Origin of the sequence: Streptomyces sp. (assembly GCF_031181555.1) — a bacterium.
GTDB classification, from domain to species: domain Bacteria; phylum Actinomycetota; class Actinomycetes; order Streptomycetales; family Streptomycetaceae; genus Streptomyces; species Streptomyces fimbriatus.
Map to the genome: position 1 here is coordinate 18438 of NZ_JAPSKQ010000023.1, position 22893 is coordinate 41330.

The 22893-nt window shown below is 74.2% G+C and carries 18 protein-coding genes; 15 read left to right on the forward strand and 3 right to left on the reverse strand.

Features of this window, described 5'->3' with window-relative positions:
- Positions 1-22 precede the first annotated feature (22 nt).
- Positions 23-1045: a Gfo/Idh/MocA family oxidoreductase gene (locus RIM90_RS07600; RefSeq protein WP_309059804.1), complete on the reverse strand. Its 1023-nt coding sequence runs from the start codon at positions 1043-1045 to the stop codon at positions 23-25.
- Between the two features lie 128 nt (positions 1046-1173).
- On the opposite strand from RIM90_RS07600, the gene RIM90_RS07605 reads away from it, so the two are divergent.
- The 8 genes from RIM90_RS07605 to RIM90_RS07640 all read left to right on the forward strand — a co-directional run bounded on the left by RIM90_RS07605 (position 1174) and on the right by RIM90_RS07640 (position 11904).
- On the forward strand, positions 1174-1911 hold the full coding sequence (locus RIM90_RS07605) for a GntR family transcriptional regulator (protein ID WP_309059829.1): 738 nt from the start codon (positions 1174-1176) through the stop codon (positions 1909-1911).
- Between the two features lie 188 nt (positions 1912-2099).
- Positions 2100-3104 (forward strand): sugar ABC transporter substrate-binding protein, encoded by a 1005-nt coding sequence (locus RIM90_RS07610; protein ID WP_309059805.1) that lies wholly within the window; start codon positions 2100-2102, stop codon positions 3102-3104.
- Positions 3101-4132, forward strand: a complete 1032-nt coding sequence (locus RIM90_RS07615; protein ID WP_309059806.1) for an ABC transporter permease — start codon at positions 3101-3103, stop codon at positions 4130-4132. The genes RIM90_RS07610 and RIM90_RS07615 overlap by 4 nt, the downstream gene beginning before the upstream one ends.
- Complete coding sequence (locus RIM90_RS07620; protein WP_309059807.1) at positions 4129-4992, forward strand: ATP-binding cassette domain-containing protein; 864 nt, start codon at positions 4129-4131, stop codon at positions 4990-4992. Before RIM90_RS07615 ends, RIM90_RS07620 begins: the two co-directional genes overlap by 4 nt.
- 89 nt (positions 4993-5081) lie before the next feature.
- On the forward strand, positions 5082-6230 hold the full coding sequence (locus RIM90_RS07625; protein WP_309059808.1) for an ROK family glucokinase: 1149 nt from the start codon (positions 5082-5084) through the stop codon (positions 6228-6230).
- Positions 6227-6805, forward strand: a complete 579-nt coding sequence (locus tag RIM90_RS07630; RefSeq protein ID WP_309059809.1) for a sugar kinase — start codon at positions 6227-6229, stop codon at positions 6803-6805. Before RIM90_RS07625 ends, RIM90_RS07630 begins: the two co-directional genes overlap by 4 nt.
- A gap of 117 nt (positions 6806-6922) precedes the next feature.
- Positions 6923-9844 (forward strand): DEAD/DEAH box helicase, encoded by a 2922-nt coding sequence (locus RIM90_RS07635; RefSeq protein ID WP_309059810.1) that lies wholly within the window; start codon positions 6923-6925, stop codon positions 9842-9844.
- The gene (locus RIM90_RS07640) at positions 9841-11904 is read left to right on the forward strand and encodes an SWIM zinc finger family protein (protein WP_309059811.1); all 2064 of its coding nucleotides are present in this window, start codon (positions 9841-9843) and stop codon (positions 11902-11904) included. Before RIM90_RS07635 ends, RIM90_RS07640 begins: the two co-directional genes overlap by 4 nt.
- 78 nt (positions 11905-11982) lie before the next feature.
- On the opposite strand, the gene RIM90_RS07645 is transcribed toward RIM90_RS07640, so the two are convergent.
- The gene (locus RIM90_RS07645) at positions 11983-12219 is read right to left on the reverse strand and encodes a hypothetical protein (protein ID WP_309059812.1); all 237 of its coding nucleotides are present in this window, start codon (positions 12217-12219) and stop codon (positions 11983-11985) included.
- Positions 12220-12328: 109 nt separating this feature from the next.
- Positions 12329-13378: a TerC family protein gene (locus tag RIM90_RS07650; protein WP_309059813.1), complete on the reverse strand. Its 1050-nt coding sequence runs from the start codon at positions 13376-13378 to the stop codon at positions 12329-12331.
- A 609-nt stretch (positions 13379-13987) separates the two neighbouring features.
- Here RIM90_RS07650 and RIM90_RS07655 point away from each other — a divergent pair.
- The 7 genes from RIM90_RS07655 to RIM90_RS07685 all read left to right on the forward strand — a co-directional run.
- Complete coding sequence (locus tag RIM90_RS07655) at positions 13988-14512, forward strand: hypothetical protein (RefSeq protein ID WP_309059814.1); 525 nt, start codon at positions 13988-13990, stop codon at positions 14510-14512.
- 405 nt (positions 14513-14917) lie between these two features.
- Positions 14918-17065: a hypothetical protein gene (locus RIM90_RS07660; protein ID WP_309059815.1), complete on the forward strand. Its 2148-nt coding sequence runs from the start codon at positions 14918-14920 to the stop codon at positions 17063-17065.
- 85 nt (positions 17066-17150) lie between these two features.
- The gene (pelF, locus tag RIM90_RS07665; RefSeq protein ID WP_309059816.1) at positions 17151-18737 is read left to right on the forward strand and encodes a GT4 family glycosyltransferase PelF; all 1587 of its coding nucleotides are present in this window, start codon (positions 17151-17153) and stop codon (positions 18735-18737) included.
- Positions 18734-20146: a hypothetical protein gene (locus tag RIM90_RS07670; RefSeq protein WP_309059817.1), complete on the forward strand. Its 1413-nt coding sequence runs from the start codon at positions 18734-18736 to the stop codon at positions 20144-20146. Before pelF ends, RIM90_RS07670 begins: the two co-directional genes overlap by 4 nt.
- An 82-nt stretch (positions 20147-20228) precedes the next feature.
- Complete coding sequence (locus RIM90_RS07675; protein WP_309059818.1) at positions 20229-21230, forward strand: GDP-mannose 4,6-dehydratase; 1002 nt, start codon at positions 20229-20231, stop codon at positions 21228-21230.
- A gap of 53 nt (positions 21231-21283) precedes the next feature.
- On the forward strand, positions 21284-21997 hold the full coding sequence (locus RIM90_RS07680) for a sugar phosphate nucleotidyltransferase (RefSeq protein WP_309059819.1): 714 nt from the start codon (positions 21284-21286) through the stop codon (positions 21995-21997).
- A 6-nt stretch (positions 21998-22003) separates the two neighbouring features.
- A partial coding sequence (locus RIM90_RS07685) for an NAD(P)-dependent oxidoreductase (RefSeq protein ID WP_309059820.1) occupies positions 22004-22893 on the forward strand: 890 nt, incomplete at its 3' end.

Sequence of the window (22893 nt, forward strand, 5' to 3'; positions counted from 1 at the left end):
GGACGCGCCCTGCCCGCCCCCGTCAGTCGAACGCCGCGTCCGTCCCGCCCGCGGGCTCTACCGGCCGGACCGGTCTGCGCTCCCGCCGGGACAGCTCGCACGCCTCCGCGATCCGCAGCGCCCGCAGGGCCTCGCGCCCGTCGCAGGGATTGGCCCGCTCACCCCGCACCACCTCGACGAACGCGTTCAGCTCCGCCTCGTACGCGGGCCCGAACCGCTCCAGGAACCCGGTCCACGGCTTGTCCGCGGGCGGCGGCCCGGTCGGCTCGGTGGACGCGATCGGCGTACGGTCGTCCAGGCCGACGGCGATCTGGTCCCGCTCCCCGGCGAGCTCCATGCGCACGTCGTAGCCCGCGCCGTTCAGGCGGGTCGCGGTGACCGTGGCGAGCGTGCCGTCGTCGAGGGTGAGGAGTACCGCGCCGGTGTCGACGTCGCCCGCCTCCCGGAACATCGCGGGCCCCGCGTCGGACCCGGCGGCGTAGACGTCCACGACCTCCCGGCCGGTCACCCAGCGCAGGATGTCGAAGTCGTGGATCAGGGTGTCCCGGTACAGTCCCCCGGACTGCGGCAGGTCCCCGGCCGGCGGCGGCTCCGGGTCGCCGGTCGTCGCCCGTACGGTGTGCAGCCGCCCGAGCCGGCCCGAGCGCACCGCCTCGCGCGCGCCCGTGTAACCGGTGTCGAAACGGCGCTGGAAGCCCATCTGCAGGACGGTTCCGGCGGCCTCGACCTCCGTGATCGCCTGCAACGTGCCCGCGAGGTCCAGGGCGATGGGCTTCTCGCAGAACACCGGCAGCCCCGCGCGCGCCGCCCGGCCGATCAGTTCGGCGTGGGCGGACGTGGTCGTCGCGATCACCACGGCGTCCACTCCCCAGGTGAAGATCTCGTCCACCCCGGGCGCCGCCGTCTCACCGAGCCGCTGCGCGAGCGCCTGGGCCCGCGCGGGGTCCGCGTCCGTGAGGATCAGCGAGCCGACGTCGCGGTGCCTGCTGAGCGTGCGGGCGTGAAGGGTGCCGATGCGACCCGTACCGATGACCCCGATGCGCATGGAAACAAAGTGCGGTCCGCGCCCCCTCCTGTCAATGCGTATGTCCGGACAACCGAACTACACAACTTCCCGTCAACAGCGCACGGAGCTACGCTCGGGCCGTGCCGAAACCAGAAGTGGACCCGACCGTGCAGCTGGAGCTGAGCGTGGACCGCAGCTCCCCCGTGCCGTTGTACTTCCAGCTGTCCCAGCAGCTGGAGGCCGCTATCGAGCACGGCACGCTGACCCCCGGCAGCCTGCTGGGCAACGAGATCGAGCTCGCCGCGCGGCTCGGTCTGTCCCGGCCGACCGTCCGCCAGGCCATCCAGTCCCTCGTCGACAAGGGCCTCCTCGTACGCCGCCGCGGAGTCGGCACCCAGGTGGTGCACAGCCAGGTCAAGCGCCCCCTGGAGCTCAGCAGCCTCTACGACGACCTGGAGTCGGCGGGCCAGCGCCCGGCCACGAAGGTCCTGGTCAACACCGTCGTCGCCGCGTCCGCCGAGGTCGCGGCCGCCCTCGGGGTGGCCGAGGGCGGCGAGGTGCACCGGATCGAGCGGCTGCGGCTCGCGCACGGGGAGCCGATTGCGTACCTGTGCAACCACCTGCCGCCCGGCCTGCTCGACCTGGAGACCGGACAGCTCGAGGCCACCGGCCTGTACCGGCTGATGCGGGCCGCCGGCATCACCCTGCACAGCGCCCGCCAGACCATCGGCGCCCGGGCCGCCACCGCGGACGAGGCCGAGCGGCTCGGCGAGCAGACCGGCGCCCCGCTGCTCACCATGCAGCGCGTGACCTTCGACGACACCGGCCGTGCGGTGGAGTTCGGCACCCACACCTACCGGCCCTCCCGCTACTCCTTCGAGTTCCAGTTGCTCGTCCGGTCCTGACGGTCCCTCCGCGGCGCGGGATGCGCGGCCGGGCGCGCGGCTCTTCGTCGCAATGTCCGGACAACATGACCGGTTTTCCGCTCCCCGGGCGGGGACGCCTGATGCCCGTGTTCGAGAATGGGGCGTTTGGGGCTGGTGCGGTCATCAGTCCCACGCACGGCAGAACACAGCAAGAAGGGCACGGCCTCGTGGCACGGTTTTGGACCTGGGTGAGCGTCGCGGTGGCGGGGGCGCTGAGCCTCTCGCTCGCCGGATGCAGCAGTACCGGCGGGAAACGGGCGGAGGACGCCCGTGAGGCCGCGGCGGCCCAGGGGAGGGCGGCGGTGAACACCCCCCGCTGGACCTTCGCGATGGTCACCCACGCGGGGGACGGCGACACCTTCTGGGACATCGTCCAGAACGGCGCGAAGCAGGCCGCCGTGAAGGACAACGTCCGCTTCCTGTACTCCCACGACGACGAGGCCCAGCAGCAGGCGCAGCTCGTGGACGCCGCCGTCGACAAGGAGGTGGACGGGCTCATCGTCACCCTCGCCAAGCCGGACGCGATGAAGGCGGCCCTCGCCCGGGCCCGCGAGGCCGGCATCCCGGTGATCACCGTGAACTCCGGTTCGGCCGCGTCCGAGGAGTTCGGCGCGCTCGCCCACATCGGGCAGGACGAGACGATCGCCGGTGAGGCCGTCGGCGAGGAGCTGAACGAGCGGGGCCGGAAGAAGGCCCTCTGCGTCCTGCACGAGCAGGGCAACGTCGGCCACGAGCAGCGCTGCGACGGCATCGGGAAGACCTTCGACGGCACGCTGGTCCGGCTCCACGTCAACGGCACGAGCATGCCCGACGTCCAGTCGGCGATCGAGGCCCGGCTCCAGTCCGACACCGACGTGGACGCCGTCGTCACGCTGGGCGCGCCCTACGCCGACACCGCGGTGAAGGCCCGGGAGGGCGCGGGCAGCGACGCCGAGATCGACACCTTCGACCTCAACGCCAAGGTCGCCGCCGGACTGAAGGACGGCAGCCTCGGCTTCGCCGTCGACCAGCAGCCCTACCTCCAGGGCTACGAGGCGGTCGACCTGCTGTGGCTGTACCGGTACAACGCCGACGTCCTGGGCGGCGGCCGCCCGGTGCTCACCGGCCCGCAGATCATCACCGAGGACGACGCGGCCGCGCTCGAGGCGTACACGAAGCGGGGCACGCGATGAGCGCGACCACTGAAGAAAGGTTTCTGCGCGGCTCGTCCCCGCTCCAGCGGCTGCTGAGCCGTCCCGAGCTCGGCTCCGTCGTCGGCGCGGTCGCCGTCTTCTGCTGCTTCGCCCTCGCCGCCGACAGCTTCCTGCGCGCCTCCAGCCTCGGCACCGTGCTGTACGCGTCCTCCACGATCGGCATCATGGCCGTCCCGGTGGCGCTGCTGATGATCGGCGGCGAGTTCGATCTGTCGGCCGGGGTCCTGGTCACCTCGTCGGCGCTGCTCTCGTCGATGTTCAGCTACCAGATGACCGCCAACGTCTGGGTCGGCGTCGGGGTGTCCCTGCTGGTCACGCTCGCCGTCGGCGCCTTCAACGGCGTCATGCTGGCCCGCACGAAGCTGCCGAGCTTCATCATCACGCTCGGCACCTTCCTGATGCTGACCGGCATGAACCTCGGCTTCACCAAGCTGATCAGCGGCACCGTCTCCACCAGGACGATCGCCGACATGGAGGGCTTCGACAGCGCACGGGCCCTGTTCGCCTCGACCTTCACCGTCGGCGGCGTCCCCGTCAAGGTCACCGTCGTGTGGTGGCTCGCCCTGGTCGCCCTCGGCAGCTGGATCCTGCTGCGCACCCGCGCGGGCAACTGGATCTTCGCGGTCGGCGGCAACGAGCGGGCGGCCCGCGCGGTGGGCGTCCCCGTGGCCGGGACCAAGACCGGCCTCTACATGGGCGTGGCCCTCGGCGCCTGGATCTGCGGCCAGCACCTGCTCTTCAGCTACGACGTCGTCCAGTCCGGCGAGGGCGTCGGCAACGAGCTGATCTACATCATCGCGGCCGTCATCGGCGGCTGCCTGATCACCGGCGGCCACGGCAGCGCCGTCGGCTCGGCGGTCGGCGCGCTGCTGTTCGGCATGACCAGCAAGGGCATCGTCTTCGCCGAATGGAATCCGGACTGGTTCAAGTTCTTCCTCGGAGCGATGCTGCTCCTCGCGACCCTGCTCAACACCTGGGTGCGCCGCCGCGCGGAGGCCACGAAATGACCCGGACCGCAGGACGGACGCCGCTCGTGGAGCTGTCCGGCGTCAGCAAGCACTACGGCAACGTGCGCGCCCTCGAAGGGGTCTCCCTCCAGGTGCACGCCGGTGAGGTCACCTGCGTGCTGGGCGACAACGGCGCCGGCAAGTCCACCCTGATCAAGATCATCGCGGGGCTGCACCGGCACGACGGCGGCACGCTGGCCCTGGACGGCGAGGCCACGCGCCTGTCCTCCCCGCGCGAGGCCCTGGACCGCGGCATCGCCACCGTCCACCAGGACCTGGCCGTCGTCCCGCTCATGCCGGTCTGGCGGAACTTCTTCCTCGGCTCCGAGCCGCGCAGGGGCGTCGGCCCCTTCAAGCGGATGGACGTCGACCTCATGCGCCGCACCACCCGCGCCGAACTCCTCCGGATGGGCATCGACCTGCGCGACGTCGACCAGCCGATCGGCACCCTCTCCGGCGGCGAACGGCAGTGCGTGGCGATCGCGCGCGCGGTGTACTTCGGCGCCAAGGTGCTGGTGCTGGACGAGCCCACGGCGGCGCTGGGCGTGAAGCAGTCCGGAGTGGTCCTGAAGTACGTGGCGGCGGCACGCGACAGGGGCCTGGGTGTTGTCTTCATCACCCACAACCCGCACCACGCGTATCTGGTGGGGGACAGATTCGTGCTCCTGAAGCGGGGCACGATGACCGGTGAGCACACGCGTGACGAGGTCGCCCTGGACGAGCTGACCCGGCAGATGGCGGGGGGAGCGGAGCTGGACGGCCTGCGCCACGAACTGCGGCGCGCCCAGGACGACGAACCGCGGCGCGCCCGGGACGCGGGGCCGCGCCGGTCCGCGGCTCTGCCGCCCGGGCGCGGGTGACCACGGCGCACCCGCCCCCGGAAACGATCCGCACCACCCCACCCGCCCCGTACCGCGATCGGCGCACGCGTGCGGCAGAATCGGGCTCGATGAGCACCTACCGCGACCTCACCGCCCCCATCGGATCCCGCCGGGCCCCGGTCCTCAGAACCGTCGGCACGCGGGAGCGCCGCTCCCACCTGACGGCACCCCGTGTCCCGACGGTGGGCATCGACATCGGCGGCACCAAGGTCATGGCGGGCGTCGTGGACGCCGACGGCAACATCCTGGAGAAGCTCCGCGCGGAGACCCCGGACAAGTCCAAGAGCCCGAAGGTCGTCGAGGACACCATCGTCGAACTGGTGCTGGACCTCTCCGACCGGCACGACGTGCACGCGGTCGGCATCGGCGCGGCCGGCTGGGTCGACGCCGACCGCAACCGCGTGCTGTTCGCCCCCCACCTGTCCTGGCGCAACGAGCCGCTGCGCGACCGCCTCTCCGGGCGGCTGTCCGTGCCCGTGCTGGTCGACAACGACGCCAACACCGCCGCCTGGGCCGAGTGGCGCTTCGGTGCCGGGCGCGGCGAGGACCACCTCGTCATGATCACCCTGGGCACCGGCATCGGCGGCGCGATCCTGGAGGACGGGCAGGTCAAGCGCGGCAAGTACGGCGTCGCCGGCGAGTTCGGCCACATGCAGGTCGTCCCCGGCGGCCACCGCTGCCCCTGCGGCAACCGCGGCTGCTGGGAGCAGTACAGCTCCGGCAACGCCCTGGTCCGCGAGGCGCGCGAGCTGGCCGCCGCCGACTCGCCGGTCGCCTTCGGGATCATCGAGCACGTCAAGGGCAACATCGCCGACATCAGCGGGCCGATGATCACCGAGCTGGCCCGCGAGGGCGACGCCATGTGCACCGAGCTGCTCCAGGACATCGGGCAGTGGCTCGGCGTCGGCATCGCCAACCTCGCCGCCGCGCTCGACCCCTCCTGCTTCGTCGTCGGCGGCGGGGTCTCGGCCGCCGACGACCTGCTGATCGGCCCCGCGCGGGACGCCTTCAAACGCCACCTCACCGGCCGCGGCTACCGCCCCGAGGCCCGCATCGTCCGTGCCCAGCTCGGCCCCGAGGCCGGCATGGTCGGCGCCGCCGACCTCGCCCGCCTGGTCGCCCGCCGCTTCCGCCGGGCCAAGCGCCGCCGGGTCGAGCGGTACGAGCGCTACGAGCGGTACGCGGAGGTCCGCCGCACCATCCGGGAGGCGCTGTGACGGGCGAGTTCCCCCAGCAGGCGGGGTTCCCGGACGGGGCGCGCCCGGCCGAGGGCCGCCGGCACGTGATCCGCCGCAGGGCGCTCACCCTGCTGATCATCGTGCTGCTCATCGGCATCCCGGCCGGGTACCTGGTGATCTCCGCGAACCAGAGCCGGGCCAGCGGCAAGGACAAGGAGGCGAAGTACTCCGCGACCGGTCTGACCGAGGGCTGGCCGTCGAAGCTGCAGCGCCGCCTCTACCAGGTGCCCGTCCCGCACCCCGCCTGGTGGGTGGCGTACTACGAGACGAACAACTGGAAGACCAGTCGCCTCTACGTCGAGTTCGAGACCACCGACGCGGGCCTGAGCGCCTTCCTCACCAGCATGGGCGTGCAGCCGGACGACCTGAAGCCGGGCGACATCCCCATCGGCGAACGCGACCGGGACGTCACCGGCTGGACCTTCGACGGCCCCGGCACCTGGTCGGGCCTCGTCCACGAGCAGAAGGACCCGGCACCCACCCACGAGGTCGTCGTCAACCACGACAAGCCGGGCTACCCCAGGGTGTACGTGGTCTCCCGCACCGTGCCCTGACCCCGCGCCGCCCCCGGCCCCGGTGTGCGCGAGGAGGTCTCCGGGGCCGGTTGTCGGACCCCGCCCGTAGAGTCGGAGGCGACTGATCGGACACGCGGGCGGGAGGTGACGAGGCGTATGGGCGAGCGGACCGCGACGGCCGAACGGACCACGACCGGGACCGGCGGCACCGGCGGGACGGACGCCCCCGTCCGGTTCGCGGCCGTCTTCCTGCCCGCGCCCCTCCCGCGCGACGGACGCGTCGCCTTCTACGACCCCGAGGGCGGCCCCGTCGGGCAGGAGCACCCCGGACCGCTCGACGACGCGACCGGACCCGCCCCGGCGCGGCACACCGACCTCACCGTCGTCCGCCCGCACGGCGCCGGAGTGCGCCGGCGGACGACCCCGGCGCTCTCGCTCCCCGTCGACGAGGCACTGCCCCTGCTGGTCCGTGCCCGCCACGACCCCGCGGCCCACCCCGCCACCGCCTGCTGGGGCGCCGCCGCCCTGCACGCGCTGCGGCTCACGGCGCGCGGCCGGCTGCTGCCCGGCCTGACCGCCACCGGCCACGACAGCTGGCGCGCGGGCCCGCTCGATCCGGACGACGTGGCGCACCTGCGCGCCGTGGCCGCCGCCCTGCCGTACGAGGGCCACGCCGTTCCGCTGCCCGGCCCCGGCCCCCTCCGGCTGCCGCAGCCCGAAGCGCTGGTGCGCGCCTTCCTGGACGCGGTCGCCGACACCCTGCCCCGCACCCCGGCCGCGCCGTACGCCTCCGGGCTGCCGTTCGCGGCCCGGAAGGCCCAGCGGCTGCCCGGTGCCCACGACTGGGCCGCCGAGGTCGCCGCCGGAATGGACGCCGGGGTACGGATCTCGCTGCGCCTCGACCTGTCCGCGTACGACCTCTTCGACAGCGACGGCCCGGGAACCGGCGGGGACGGCGACGGTGCGGGCACGCGCGGCGCGGGCGCGGCGATCGTCCAGGTGCACAGCCTCGCCGACCCCACGCTCGTGGCCGACGCGGCGGCCCTGTGGGCGGGCGGGGCGGACGGCGCCTTCGGCCCCCGCGCGCGCGTGGACGCCGCCCTCGCCGTCCGCCGCGCGGCCCGCGTCTGGCCGCCGCTGGACCGGCTCTGCGACCAGGACGTGCCCGACGTGCTGGCGCTGTCCGAGGACGAGGTGAACGACCTGCTCGGCGTGGCGGCCACCCGGCTCGCCGCGGCCGGGGTCGCGGTGCACTGGCCCCGCGACCTCGCCCAGGACCTGACCGCCACGGCGGTGATCCGCCCGGCTCCCGGCTCGGCGACCGACGGCACCGGCTTCTTCGAGAGCGAGGACCTGCTGCGGTTCGGCTGGCAGCTCGCGCTCGGCGGCGACCCGCTCACCGAGGCCGAGATGGACGCCCTGGCCGAGGCCCACCGTCCGGTCGTCCGGCTGCGCGACCAGTGGGTGCTGGTCGACCCCGCCCTCGTCCGCAAGGCCCGCACACGGGACCTGGGGCTGCTCGACCCGGTCGACGCGCTGTCCGTCGCCCTCACCGGCCAGGCGGAGGTCGACGGCGAGACGGTCGAGGCCGTGCCGACCGGTGCCCTGGCCGCCCTCCGCGACCGCCTGACCGCCGGCGTACGGCCCGCCGGACCGCCGCCCGGCCTGAACGCCACCCTGCGCGACTACCAGCTGCGGGGCCTGGCCTGGCTCGACCTCATGACCTCCCTCGGCCTCGGCGGCTGCCTCGCGGACGACATGGGCCTCGGCAAGACCGTCACCGTCATCGCCCTGCACCTGAAACGGGCCCGCACCGAACCGACCCTGGTGGTCTGCCCGGCCTCGCTGCTCGGCAACTGGCAGCGGGAGATCAACCGGTTCGCACCCGGCGTCCCCGTCCGCCGCTTCCACGGCCCCGACCGCACCCTGGACGACCTGGACGGCGGCTTCGTCCTCACCACCTACGGCACCATGCGCTCCGCCGCACCGGCCCTGGCCGCGCGGACGTGGGGCATGGTCGTCGCCGACGAGGCCCAGCACGTCAAGAACCCCCACTCGGCCACGGCGAAGGCACTGCGCACCATCGGGACCCCCGCGCGCGTGGCGCTGACCGGCACCCCCGTCGAGAACAACCTCTCCGAGCTGTGGGCCCTGCTCGACTGGACGACCCCGGGACTCCTCGGTCCCCTGAAGTCCTTCCGCGCCCGGCACGCGCGCGCGGTGGAGACCGGCGAGGACGAGGAGGCGGCCGAACGCCTCGCCCGTCTGGTCCGCCCCTTCCTCCTGCGGCGCAGGAAGTCCGACCCGGGCATCGTCCCCGAGCTGCCGCCCAAGACCGAGACGGACCACCCCGTACCGCTCACCCGCGAACAGGCCGCGCTCTACGAGGCGGTGGTGCGCGAGTCGATGCAGGCCATCGAGAGCGCACGGGGCATGGGCCGCCGCGGCCTGGTGCTGAAACTGCTGACCTCGCTCAAGCAGATCTGCGACCACCCGGCGCTGTACCTGAAGGAGGAGCACGCGCGGGCCGGGGGCGACCGGCTCGCCGCCCGCTCGGGCAAACTCGCCCTGCTGGACGAGCTGCTGGACACCCTGCTCGCCGAGGACGGCTCGGCCCTCGTGTTCACGCAGTACGTCGGGATGGCCCGCCTGATCACCGCGCATCTGACCGGACGCGCGGTCCCGGTCGAACTCCTCCACGGCGGTACGCCGGTGCCGGAGCGGGAGCGCCTGGTGGACCGCTTCCAGAGCGGGGCGACCCCCGTCCTGGTGCTGTCGCTCAAGGCCGCCGGCACCGGCCTGAACCTCACCCGCGCGGGCCACGTCGTCCACTTCGACCGCTGGTGGAACCCGGCGGTCGAGGAGCAGGCCACCGACCGCGCCTACCGCATCGGCCAGACCCAGCCCGTCCAGGTCCACCGCCTCATCACCGAGGGCACCGTCGAGGACCGCATCGCCGAGATGCTCCAGTCCAAGCGCGCCCTCGCCGACGCGATCCTCGGTTCCGGCGAGTCGGCCCTCACGGAACTGTCCGACCGCGAACTGTCCGACCTGGTGTCCCTGCGGAGGCCGGCATGACGCCCCGTCCGTCCGACGAGGCCCGCGAGGCCCTGCGCGCGGCGCGGGAGCGGGCGGACCGCGAGCCCGTGGCCACCGCCGGCACCCCCGACCGGCGGACCACCCCCGGCACGGCTGCCGGGCGGTCCGAGCGGCCGGCGGACCGGGAGCACCGCCCGGGTGACGCGGCCCGCGAGGCGCTGCGCCGCGCGGTGCGGTCCCGGCGCGGCGTGGCACCCGCGGCCGGTGAGGCCGGCGACCCCGGCGGGGAGAACGTCGACGCGTCCGTGGAGCGGGGCACGGCCGACGCTCCGGAAGTCGCCTCTCCGGAAGTCGTCTCCCCGGCCGCCGTCTCCCCGGCGGTCGGCGACGCACCGTCCGACGACGCGCCGACCGCCGCCGGGCACGGAGCCGAGGGGGCCGCGCACCGCCCCGCACAGCGCCCCGGGGACATCGCCCGGGAGGCCCTGCGCTCCGCCCGCGAGGAGCGCGCACGCACGGAGACCGACGACCGGGAGAGGCGGGCCGAGCCCCGCCGGCGGCGCGCACCGTCCCCCGTCCCCCGTGTCCCGCGCACCACCCGCGGCGACCGCACCGCCGACGTCCGGGCGCGTGGGGTACGGGAGTCGCTCACCGGCGCCTTCCGCATGCCCGACCCGGCGGACGAGCCGGAGCAGGCACCCGGCGCGGGCCCCCACCGGAGCACGCCGGCGCCCGGCGCCCCCGGCTCACCCGGAACCCGGCGGGACACCGGACCCGGCACCGCACCGCCGGCGCCCCCCGCCTCCCACGCCGCGCCGCACGCCGTCCCCCGCTCCATGGCCGCCCCCGCGCGCGACGGCGACCTGCGCCGCACCTTCCCGGCCTTCCCGCCCCGCACCCGGGACGGCGAGGGCTTCGCCGAGACCTGGTGGGGCAACGCGTGGGTCACCGCGCTCGAGGAGGGCGCGCTGGACGCCGCGCGGCTGGCGCGCGGGCGCGGGTACGCCGAGCAGGGCCACGTCGACGCGATCACCGTCACCCCGGGGCTCGTCCTCGCGTACGTGCGGGGCAGCCGACCGCGGCCGTACCGCGTACAGGTGCGGTTGCGCACGTTCGGGGACGCCGACTGGGAGCGGTTCCTGGACGCCGCCGCCGACCGGCCCGGCCACATCGCGGCACTGCTGGACAAGGAGATGCCCCAGTCCCTCGCCGACTGCGGAGCCCCCCTGCTGCCCGCCCCCGGCGACCTCGACCCGCGGTGCAGCTGCCCCGATTCCGGTCACCCCTGCAAGCACGCCGCCGCGCTCTGCTACCAGACCGCCCGGCTGCTCGACGCCGACCCGTTCGTGCTGCTCCTGCTGCGCGGACGCGGCGAGCGCGAGGTGATCGACGCCCTGTCCCGGCTGAGCGCCGCCCGCGCGGCCCGCGCCGCCCGGGAGAAGGAACCGGAGCCCCTGCCCGGCGTACGGGCCGCCGACGCCCTCGCCCCGCGCGCCCTCCCGCCGCTCCCGGCCCCGCTGCCCCCGCCCGCGCATCCCGGACCGCCCCCGGTGTACCCCGCGTCCCCCGGCGGCCCGGACCCGTTCGCGCTCGACCAGCTGGCCACCGACGCGGCCGCCCGCGCCCACGCCCTGCTCACCACCGGCCGCGACCCGGTCGGCGGGCTCACCCTGTGGCAGGACGCGGTGCGGCTCGCCGCCGGCCGCCCCGGCTCCGGCCTGACCGCGGCGACGCGCGCGCTGTACTCCTCCCTCGCCACCGCCGCCGGGCGCACCCCCGCCGAGCTGGCGCGCGCGGTCGCCGCTTGGCGCCAGGGCGGTCCGACGGGCCTCGCCGTCCTGGAGGAGCCGTGGGACCCGCCGGCCGGCCGCTTCGACCGCGCCCGCCCGCTCCTCCTCGCCGCCGACCTCCCCGCCTTCCGCCCCCGGCACAACCGCCTCACCCACCCCCGGGGCCATGTCCAGCTCCGCCTCGGCCGCGACAACCTGTGGTACGCCTACGAGTCCGAACCGGGCCACGACGACTGGTGGCCCCGCGGCACCCCCGACCCGGACCCCGTCGGCGCGCTGACCGGCCTCGACACACTGGGCGATCCGTGAGGGCCCGGAGTGAGGGCGGCGGGTCCGGGCCCGGAACGCCTGCGCGGCCGGTGCCGGCCGGGACGCCGCGGCCCTTGCTCAGTGGCGTTTCCAGCCCGCCAGGCTGCGCCAGGTGGCAGCGCGCACCGAGTCGATCGGCGCCTGCTGCGGTACGTACTCCCGGCACCGCGGGTTGTGGCACGGGCCCGCGATCCACACGGGGACGAAGATGCCCATGGTCTTGTGCCGTTCCACGACGGCGTCCACGGGCTGTTTGCAGGAGGGACAGGCATATCCGGACGGCGGGGCCGTCCTGCTCCGCTTTCCGCTGCTCATATGTTCACTTTACGACCGGTTTAACCGTTTTTGATAGTCCCTTGAAGGCGGCGATACGGCTGCGGACCGGCGCCCGCGGAACCCGGTGTCTCCCGCGGGACGCCGGGCGTCAGGCGCGCGGATCCGCCGGTGGGTCCGGGTCGGCCGCACGGGAGCCCTCCTCGGCGGGAGCGGATTCCCGGGAGGCGCCGGCGTCCGTCCGCGGTCGTTCGCCGGCGTGGCCGGACGGCACGGGGCGGACCAGGCTGAGCACGACGGAAACGGTCAGTACGGTGACGATGACGGCGAGGCTGAGGGGGGAGGGGATTTCCGGTACGGCGGTGCTGATCGTCTCGTGCGACGCCTGGAGGATGAGCTTGACGCCGATGAAGGCGAGGATGAGCGCCAGGCCCTTGCTGAGGTAGTGGAAGCGGTCCAGCAGGCCGGCGAGCATGAAGTACAGGGCGCGCAGGCCCAGGATCGCGAAGGCGTTGCTGGTGTAGACGATGAAGGCGTCGCTGCTGACGGCCAGGACGGCGGGCACGCTGTCGACGGCGAAGACGAGGTCGGCGGCCTCGATCGCGGCGACGACCGCGAGCAGTGGCGTGGCCACGCGCTTTCCGGCCTCCCTGACGAAGAACCGTGCTCCCGCGTAGTCGTCGCGCACGGGGACGATCTTGCGGAGCAGTTTGACGGCGATGCTCCTGCCGGGGTCGAAGCTGTCCTCCTCCTCTTTGAGGATCTTGTACGTGCTGTAGAAGAGGACGGCCGCGAAGACGAACAGGACGGCGGTGAAGCGGCTGACCACCGCCACGCCGGCGGCGAGGAAGACGCCGCGGAAGACCAGGGCACCCAGGACGCCGAGGAACAGCACGCGGTGCTGGTAGGCACGGGGCACCTGGAAGTAGCCGAAGATCAGCGCGAAGACGAAGAGGTTGTCGACCGACAGACTCTTCTCCAGCAGCCACGCGGTGGTGTACTCCACCCCCGCCGTCGTGCCGACCACGAGGAAGATCACGGCGCCGAAGACGATCGCCAGTCCCACCCAGACCGCACTCCAGGCGGCGGCTTCCTTGAAGCCGATCACATGTGCCTGGCGGTGCGCGAGCAGATCGACCGCCAGCGACACCACGACGGTGACGGCGAACGCCAGCCACAGCCACACGGGCACGTCATGCACGGGTCCGACCTCTCCAACGCGATCCCGGCGGTCTTCCTACGAGTCTGAAGCATGCGACGGCCGTTGTCCTCCCGGCCCCGGCCCCGGCCCCGGCCCCGGCCCCGGCACGGTGGCGCGGTCCGCCGCGCGGCGAAGGGAACCACGCCGGCACGGTCCGGTCCCGGTGAGACTGTTCTCCGGGTGGTCCTCACGGGCGGGTGGCCGGCCGGCGGCCCTCGTCGCGCCGGTGCGCATCCGGTCGCGGGTGCGGGTGCGGCACCGCGGACGCCCTGCGGTCCGGCTGCCGGTGCCGACGCCCGCGTGTCCGCGTCCCGGCGTGGCGCTCGTCGCGCCGGCCGGCCCGTGGCGCGCGCCGGCGCCGTCGTCCCGGGCGGTCACCGAAGCGGTACGCGCCAAAATCCCCGGGCGCGGCAGCGCGGCCCCTCCGCCCCGCCCCTCCCCCCGGCCCCGCCACCGAACCGTCCGTGCCGTGCGGTGATGCGGCAGGTCGACGGGCGTCACGATTTCCTCACGCCTTCTTCACGGGAGGTGCGCTTTCGGTCGGCGGGCGGGCGGGAGGGCGGCCGTGGAGAAGACGGTTCCCGTGCCGCGTGCCTAGCCTCCCGGGTCATGCGATCACCACTGAGACGCCTTGGGCCCGCCACCGTTCTCGGCCTCGTCCTCGCCCTGTTCGGCATGGCTCCCCATGCCACCGCGGCCGAGCCCGCGCCCGCCGAGCTGACGTTCACCACCGACACCGCCACCACCGTGCCCGGTGGCACGGTCCAGCTGTCGATGACCCTCACCAACAACAGGACGCACGACATCTGGTTCGTCTACCAGACGATCGACCCCACCTGGCTCACCACCCAGCGCCCCGACCTGAAGTACAGCTTCACCGGCTGCGCCCTGACCACCGCGACCGGCAGCACCCCCTGCTCGGGGACCGGGCCCGCCGACCTCGGCGCCAACTACGGCACCACCGTCCCGCCCGGGCAGAGCCGGACCGTCACGCTGACCCTGCAGATCGCGCCCGACTCCGGCTGCAACGGCAACATCGGCTTCTACTCGTACTACTACGCCGAGTTCAGCGACAGCGCGAACACGAGCGGCGGCCCGGTCCACTCGCCGGAGACGCGGGTGCTCTGCGCCTGACGGCCCGGCCGGCCCCGCCGCCGTCGACCGATGACCGATTCCGCTCCGGCGCCGGACCGGCCGCGAGGTCCAGACCTCCGGCGGTCGCACCGGCGGGCCGCCCCGGCCCGCCGGTGCTCCCCGCGCGGCTCCGACCTGCTCCGACGCCGTGTGCGCCCGCTACGTCCTCCCGTGTCCCGGGGCGCCGCACCGGTCGCTTCCGGACCGCCGACGTTCTGGCGGGCACCCGCGCTTTTCCGTCAGGTTTCGCAACTCGCCCACGGAAAGCACACGAGGACATCACCATGTGACGCGACGGATGCGTCGACGACCGGCTTCTGAGGGGGACGCCGGCGTCACGCAAGGGGGTGCGTCGGCTCCATCGGAGCGGTGCCCACCCCTGCCCGCGGGAGGGGACTGCACCGCATGAAGCGGACCACACGCACCGCCGTGCTCACGGTGGGCGCGCTCATCGCCACGCTCGGTGTGCCGAGCGCAGCGGCACACGCCGAGGACGCCTTGCCCCGCGTCGACCTGCGCGTCCTGGTCGTGAGCGACGGCGGTCCGGCCGTGGACGCCATCGCGGCCGAACTGGAGGCCGCCGGCACGCCGTACACCGAGGTGGACCTGACCCGGCCCGACCGGCCGGCCATCGACGCCGGCTTCCTCGCCGACACCGTGGACGGACGACCGCGCGCCAAGTACCAGGCGGTGGTCCTGCCCGACGACAACCCGTTCCCGGCGGACTCGCCCGAGATGACGGCCCTCGCCACCTACGAACGCACCTACGACATCCCGCAGGTCGACGCCTACACCTACGCGCGTCCCGAGGCGGGCCTGCAGTACCCGGTCCACGGCGGCTACGCCGGCAGTGTCGACGGGGCACAGGCCGAGGTGACCGCCGCCGGCCGGGCGGGCCCCTTCGGCTACCTGGACGGCCGGGTTCCCTTCGAGGACAACTCACCCACCGTGGGCGAGAGCTACGCCTACCTGTCGACGCCCGCGCCCGGGGCGGACTTCACCCCGTACGTCGAGGCCGTGATCCCCGGCCGGACCCAGCGGGGCTCGCTGGTGGGGGAGTACCGGCACGACGGGCGGCGGGAACTCGTCGTCACCTTCGTGTACAACCGGCACCAGCAGCAGTTCAGACTGCTGGCCCGCGGCATCGTGGACTGGATGACCGGCGGCGTGCACCTGGGGGCCTCCAGGAACTACTTCGCCGTGCACGTCGACGACGTCTTCGCCGCCGACGACCGCTGGGACACGCGGCTGAACTGCACCCCCGGCGACGTCGACTGCCCCGAGGGCGAGGGCACGCCCGACCCGATCCGCATGACCCCCGCCGACGTCGACCACGCCACCTCCTGGCAGCGCGGGCGGAACTTCACCCTCGACCTCGCCTACAACGGCGCCGGCAGCGTCGACCAGCGTCAGGACAACGACGGCGCCGACGCCCTCGCGGACAGACTGATCGCCGAGCGCGACGAGTTCCGCTGGATCAACCACACCTACACGCACGCCTTCCTGGGCTGCGAGCAGGACACGACGGTGGTGCCCTGGCGGTGCGCCACCGACACCGACGGCGGCACCAGGTGGGTCGACCGCACCACCATCTCCGACGAGATCGCCACCAACCGCGCCTGGGGACGGACCACCGGGCTGCCCCTGCACGACGACGAGCTGGTGACCGGTGAGCACTCCGGCCTCAAGGTGCTGCCGCAGCAGCCCGACGACAACCCCAACCTGGCGCCCGCCCTCGCCGACAACGACATCGCCTGGCTCGCCTCGGACAACTCCCGTGACCCCGTGCAGCGTCGGGTCGGCCCGGCCACGACCGTGTCCCGCTACCCGGTGAACGTCTTCTACAACGCCGGGCGGGTCGCCGAGCAGGTCGACGAGTACAACTGGATCTACACCGGCCGCGCCCAGGGCGGAAGCGGCATCTGCGAGGACAACCCGGCCACCACGACGTGCCTGCCGGCCCCGCTGGACACCGCGACGGGGTACACCGAGCACATCGTCCCCCTGGAGACCCGGACCGCGCTCGGCCACGTCCTCGCCAACGACCCCAAGCCGCACTTCATCCACCAGTCCAACCTGGCCGAGGACCGCATCGCCTATCCGGTCCTGAACGGCGTCCTCGACGGCTACGAGGCCCTGTTCGCCGACAACACCCCCGTGGTGAACCTGCGGATGAAGGACATCGGCCGCGAACTTCGGCGTCGCGCCGCCTGGACCGCCGCCCTGCGCGACGGCCGGGTCACCGCCCACCGCATCGGCGGCACGGTGACCGTCGAGGCACCGGACGGCACGGCCGTCACCGCCACCGTGCCCACCGGAACCACCCTCGCGGGCGGGGCGTTCGGCGAGGCGTACGCGGGCCGGGCGTCCGGCTGGACCCCGTCGGCGGGCCAGGCCCTGGTCTTCACGCTGCCGCCGTCCGCCACGACCGGTGCCGCCACCGCCGACGACGGACCGGCCCCGGCGGCGAAGACCCGGCCCACGAAGCCGGCCCCCGACACCCGGGTCCCCGCCGGCGTGCGCGACCGCGTCCCGTACACCCCGCAGAGCTGAACGGCGCACCGCCCCGAGGTCCCGGCCGCCCGCCCGTGGCCGGGACCGGCACGACCACCCCACACCCCGGCCGTGGAGCACACCGATGCACGTTCACCACGGCGCGCGACGCCCCCGCGCGGCGCACGTCACCCTGCTCACCGAAGGCACCTATCCGCACAGCCACGGCGGTGTGAGCGTCTGGTGCGACCAACTCGTCCGCGGCATGCCCGACATCGACTTCGACGTCCTCGCCGTCACCGGCACCGGCCGCGAACCGGTCGTGTGGGACCTGCCCGCGCACGTCTCGAACGTCCTGACCGTCCCGATGTGGGGAGCCCCGCCGGAGGGCCGTCCGCCGCGAAGACGCCTGCGCGACCGCCTCGCCGGCGCCTACGAGCAGTTCCTGACGGCGCTGCTCGACCCGTGCGCGGAGAACGGGTTCGCCCCGGCCCTGCACACGATGGCGCGGGCCGCCACCGACGGAACGCTGAGCCCCTTCCTGCGCGGCGACCGGGCGGTCGCCGTCCTGACCGCCGTGTGGAACCGCCGGGGTCTGGTCGTCCGCGAGGCCCGGCCCACGCTGCACGACGCGGTCACCGCCACCGGGCTGCTCGAGCACGCCCTGCGCCCGCTGGCCGCGCCGCTGCCGGAGGACGGGGTCGCCCACGCGGTCAGCGGGGGCGTCGCCGTACTGCCCGGACTGGCCGCCCTGGAACGGCACGGTGTTCCCCTGCTGCTCACCGAGCACGGCGTCTACCTCCGCGAGCGCTACCTCGGCTACCGCACCGCCCCCTACCGGTGGCCGGTCAAGGCGGTCGTCCTGGGCTTCTTCCGGCTCCTGGCCGAGGAGAGCTACCGCAGGGCGGCCCTGATCACGCCCGGCAACCGCTACAACCGGCTGTGGGAGGAGGAGGGCGGTGCCGATCCGGCGTCGATCCGCACGGTCTACAACGGGGTGGACCCGGACGCCTTCCCGCCGGCCGGACCCGAGCCGGACGTGCCGACCCTCAGCTGGGCCGGCCGCGTCGACCCGATCAAGGACCTGGAGACCCTCATCCGGGCCCTCGCCCTGGTCAGGGCGGAGCGTCCCGACGTCCGGCTGCGGCTGTTCGGCGGGACACCGCGGGGCGGGGAGGCCTACCGGGAACGGTGCGAAGCCCTCGCCGCCGAACTCGGTCACGGGGACGCCGTCACCTTCGAGGGCCGCGTCGACGACATCAAGGACGCGTACGCCGCCGGCAACGTCGTGATGCTCTCCAGCATCAGCGAGGGCTTCCCGTTCACCCTGATCGAGGCCATGTCCTGCGGGCGGGCGACGGTGTCCACCGATGTCGGCGGAGTGCGCGAGGCCGTGGGGGACACCGGTCTGGTCGTACCGCCGCGTGACCCGGCCGCGATGGCCGCCGCCGCGCTGGAACTGCTCGGCGATCCCGCGCGGCGCAGGGCCATGGGGGAGGCGGCCCGGCTCCGGGTGATCGAGCAGTTCACCCTGCGTCGGACCGTCGACACCTTCCGCACCATCTACCTGGAGCTGTCCGGCACTCGGCGGCAGCCGGCCGGGGCGGGGACACGGGACGGCGCGGGGACCCCCGCGCCGCGGTCGGCCGGCTCCGTCGTCACGGCCGTCCGGCCCCCGAACGGGCGCACGCACGTCCCGGCACCCACGGCGGCAAGGAGCGTGGCCATATGAGCGGACCCATGGCGCTGGAACCGGGCGGGGCCGAACAGGACACCCTCGCGCTCCGGCTGGCCGGAACCGCCACACGGCTGCCGCGGACCGGTCCCGCCGACGACCCCACCCTCGTCGTGCGACTGCCGCGGCCCACCCCGCACCAGGAGGAGGTGGACCGGCTGGCCGCCGGCATGGCCGACCGCATCGGCCCCGCCGTCCACCCCTACGAGGTGGCCGCGCTGCTGGAGGCGGAGGGACTGTCCGCGGACGTCATCAGACAGCGGTACGGCCATCCGAACCTGTTCTCCCTGGCCTCCGCGCTGTACGAGCGCGTCCCCCGGGCGTTCCCCGAGCCCGCGCCCACCCCCGACCCCTGGCGTCCCGACACCGTGCGCTGCCTGCTGCGCGGAGTGCTGTTCGCCCTGCCGGGCCTCGCCTACCTGCTCGCCGCACCGCTGTGGCAGGCCGCCCGGCACGCCCCCGCCCTCATCGCGGCCGGTGTCGTCTCCTGGGCCTGGGGGCAGGCGCTCGGGCACCGCGCCCACCTGCGCCTGGCGACGGGACACCGCGAGGCGGGCCGCACCCTGCTGACCGGAGGCGTCCTCGGCGCGGCCCTGGCCACGGCGACCGCGGCCGTGGCGGCCGGCGGCGGACCGGTCACCCTGGCCGCCGCCGGACAGTCGCTGTACCTGGCCGCCGCCGGGGTGCTGCTGGTCCTCGCCCGGGAACGGCTGCTGCTGGCGGCCCTGACCCCGCTGGCCGCCGGCGCCGCGGTGCTGCCGTGGTGGGAGCCCGGCCCCGTGCTGCGCGCCGGCCTGCCCCTGCTGGCGCTGGCGGCCACGCTCGCCGCCACCGGCCGGTCGCTGCGGGGCGTGCTCGGCGCGCCGCCCGCCGCCGACGCGCGCCGCCCGCCGCTGACGGCCTCCCTGCCCTACGGGCTGTTCGGTCTCGCCGCGGCGCTGCTGGTCCTGCTGGAGGGCCGACGGCACCCGTACGCCGTGATCGTGCTGACCGTGAGCATGGGACCGGCCGAGTGGCTGCTGTACCGCTACCGCGGCCGGTCGGTCGCGGCGCTGCGGGTGACCGCCACGCCCACCGCCTTCCTCCTGCGGTCGGCCGGCCTCCTGGCCCTCTGCCTGCTCGCCTACCTCCTGCCGCTGACGCCCGCGGCACTCCTCACCGGAGCCGACCCGGCCGCGCTGCTGCTCCTCGCCGCGACGCTGTGGACGGCGTTGCTGCTCCAGGCGTTCGGCGTCGCCTGGCCCTCCGCCCTGATCTGCCTGACCGCCGCGGGCTGCGCCGCGGTGGTCACCCTGCTGCGTCTGCCACCGGGGCCGGCCGTCATGCCCCTGTGCTGCGGCGCCGCGGCCCTGTGCCTGTCGGTGTGCGTGCTGCTGCGGCTCGGCCGGCCGGCCGTGCACGCCTGACCGCCCGTGCGCACCGCCGTGCCGTGAGGCCGACGGGCACCACCTCACACCACCCGTTCAAGCAACCGGAAGGAAACCCGAGTTGACCTCCGCACCGCTCGCCGCCGTCACCGGGGCCGAAGGCTTCATCGGCTCGCACCTCACCGAAACGCTCGTCGCCTCCGGGCACCGCGTCCGGGCCATGGCCCAGTACAACTCCTTCTCCTCCTACGGATGGCTGGAGACCCTGTCCCCCGACGTCCTGGACCAAGTGGAGATCGTCCTCGGCGACGTCCGGGACCCCGGCTCGGTGCGCGGCCTGCTCGAAGGGGCCGACTGCGCCTACCACCTGGCCGCGCTCATCGCGATCCCGTACTCGTACCGGGCGCCGCACAGCTACGTGGACACCAATGTCACCGGCACCCTCAACGTGCTCGAGGCGGTACGCCAGTTGGGCACACCGAGGCTGGTGCACACCTCCACCAGCGAGACCTACGGCACCGCGCGGACCGTGCCGATCACCGAGGACCACCCCATCAACACCCAGTCCCCGTACGCCGCCTCGAAGGCGGGCGGGGACCGGCTGGCCGACAGCTACCACGCGAGCTTCGACACCCCGGTGGTGACGCTGCGGCCGTTCAACACCTTCGGGCCGCGCCAGTCGATGCGCGCGGTGATCCCGACCGTCATCGGCCAGGTCGCGGCGGGGGAGCGCACCATCACTCTCGGTGACCTGCGGCCCACGCGGGACTTCACCTACGTGAAGGACATGGCACGGGCCTTCCTCGCCGTCGGCACCGCACCCGCCGAGCGGGTCGTGGGCCGCACCCTCAACGCCGGGACCGGCGGGGAGATCTCGGTCGGCGACCTCGTCGCGCTGATCGGCAAGGTGATGGACACCGCCCTCGACGTACGGGAGGACACGGCGCGTCTGCGGCCCGCGGGCTCCGAGGTGATGCGGCTGGTCGCCGACGCCACCCGGCTCACCGCCGCCACCGGCTGGCGGCCCGCCCACACGCTGGAGGAAGGACTCGCCCGGACCGTGGAGTTCTTCCGCGACCCGGCCAACCTGGCCCGCTACAAGACCGGCATCTACAACATCTGACCGGCCTCCGGCACGTCCCCGGGGAACACGAAGCATTCCGAAGGAGGAGCCCCATGCACGCAGTGATACTGGCCGGAGGCAAGGGCGTCCGGCTGCGGCCCTACACCACGGCGCTTCCCAAGCCGCTCGTCCCCATCGGCGACCAGCACGCCATCCTGGAAATCGTGCTGCGCCAGCTCTCCACGGCCGGCTTCACCCACTGCACCGTCGCCATCGGCCACCTCGGCGAGATCATCCGCGCCTATGTCGGCGACGGCTCCCAGTGGGGCATGAACATCGACTACGCCGTCGAGGAGAGCCCCCTGGGCACCATGGGCCCCCTGCTCACGCTGCGCGAGCGGCTGCCCGAGACCTTCCTGGTGATGAACGGCGACGTCCTGACCGACCTCGACTACGCCGACGTCCTGGACCGGCACCGGGAGTCCGGCGCCCCGCTGACCATCGCGACCTACGCCCGCAAGGTCCACATCGACTTCGGCGTGCTGACCACGCGGGCGAGCAAGGTCGTCGCCTTCACCGAGAAACCCAGCATGGACTACCGCGTCTCCATGGGCGTCTACGGGCTGTCCCGCTCGACACTCGAGGGCTACACGCCCGGCCTTCCGCTGGGCTTCGACGAACTCGTCCTGGACCTCCTCGCCGCCCAGGACCCGCCGCACGCCTACGAGTTCGACGGATACTGGCTGGACATCGGACGCCCCGACGACTACGACCGGGCGAACGCGGAGTTCACCACCCGCAAGTCCATGCTGCTCAAGGGAGCCTGAGCCCGCATGCGCGTTCTCGTCCTGGGCCGTACCGGCTATCTGGGCCGTCATGTCGTCGCACGCCTGCGCGACCTGCCGGACACACAGCTGCCCGGCGCCGGCCGCTCACCCGGCGCCGGTCTGCGCATCGACCTGGCCGGCGACCCCCCGGACCGGCTGGCCGGGACCCTGGCGGAGGCCGCGCCCGACGCCGTGATCAACTGCGCGGGCGCGACCGGCGGGGACGCGGTCACCCTGGCCGAGGTCAACGCCCGCGGCCCCGCCGCCCTGTGTGCCGCACTGCGGCAGGCCGCTCCCCGGGCACGCCTGGTGCACCTGGGGTCGGCCGCCGAGTACGGCCCGGGGGAGCCGGGCACCAGGGCGACGGAGGCGGCGGCCACCCGTCCGCTCGGACCGTACGGCGCGACCAAACTCGCGGGCACGGTGGCGGTGGCCGCCTCCGGCCTGGACGCGGTGGTGCTGCGGGTGGGCAACCCGGTGGGGCCGGGCGCACCACCCACGGGGCTGCCCGGCCGGGTCGCCGCCCTGTTGCGCGAGGCCGGCCCGGACCCGGAGGCGGTGCTGCGGCTCGGTGACCTGTCCGCGTACCGCGACTTCGTCGACGTACGCGACGTCGCGCGCGCGGCGGTGCTCGCCGTCACGGCGGCCGGGCCCCTGCCGCCCGTCCTCAACATCGGAGGCGGTGAGGCGGTGCGGGTGCGCGATCTGGTGCACCGGCTGGCCCACCGGGCCGGTTTCGGGGGACGGATCGAGGAGGACGCGGGAGGGTCGGCCCGCTCGACGGCGGTGTCGTGGCAGTGCTCCGACATCACGGCGGCGGGCGAGGCGCTGGGCTGGCGCCCCTCGTACACCCTCGAGGAGTCGCTGGCCGCGCTGTGGGCGGACGGCGGCACGGA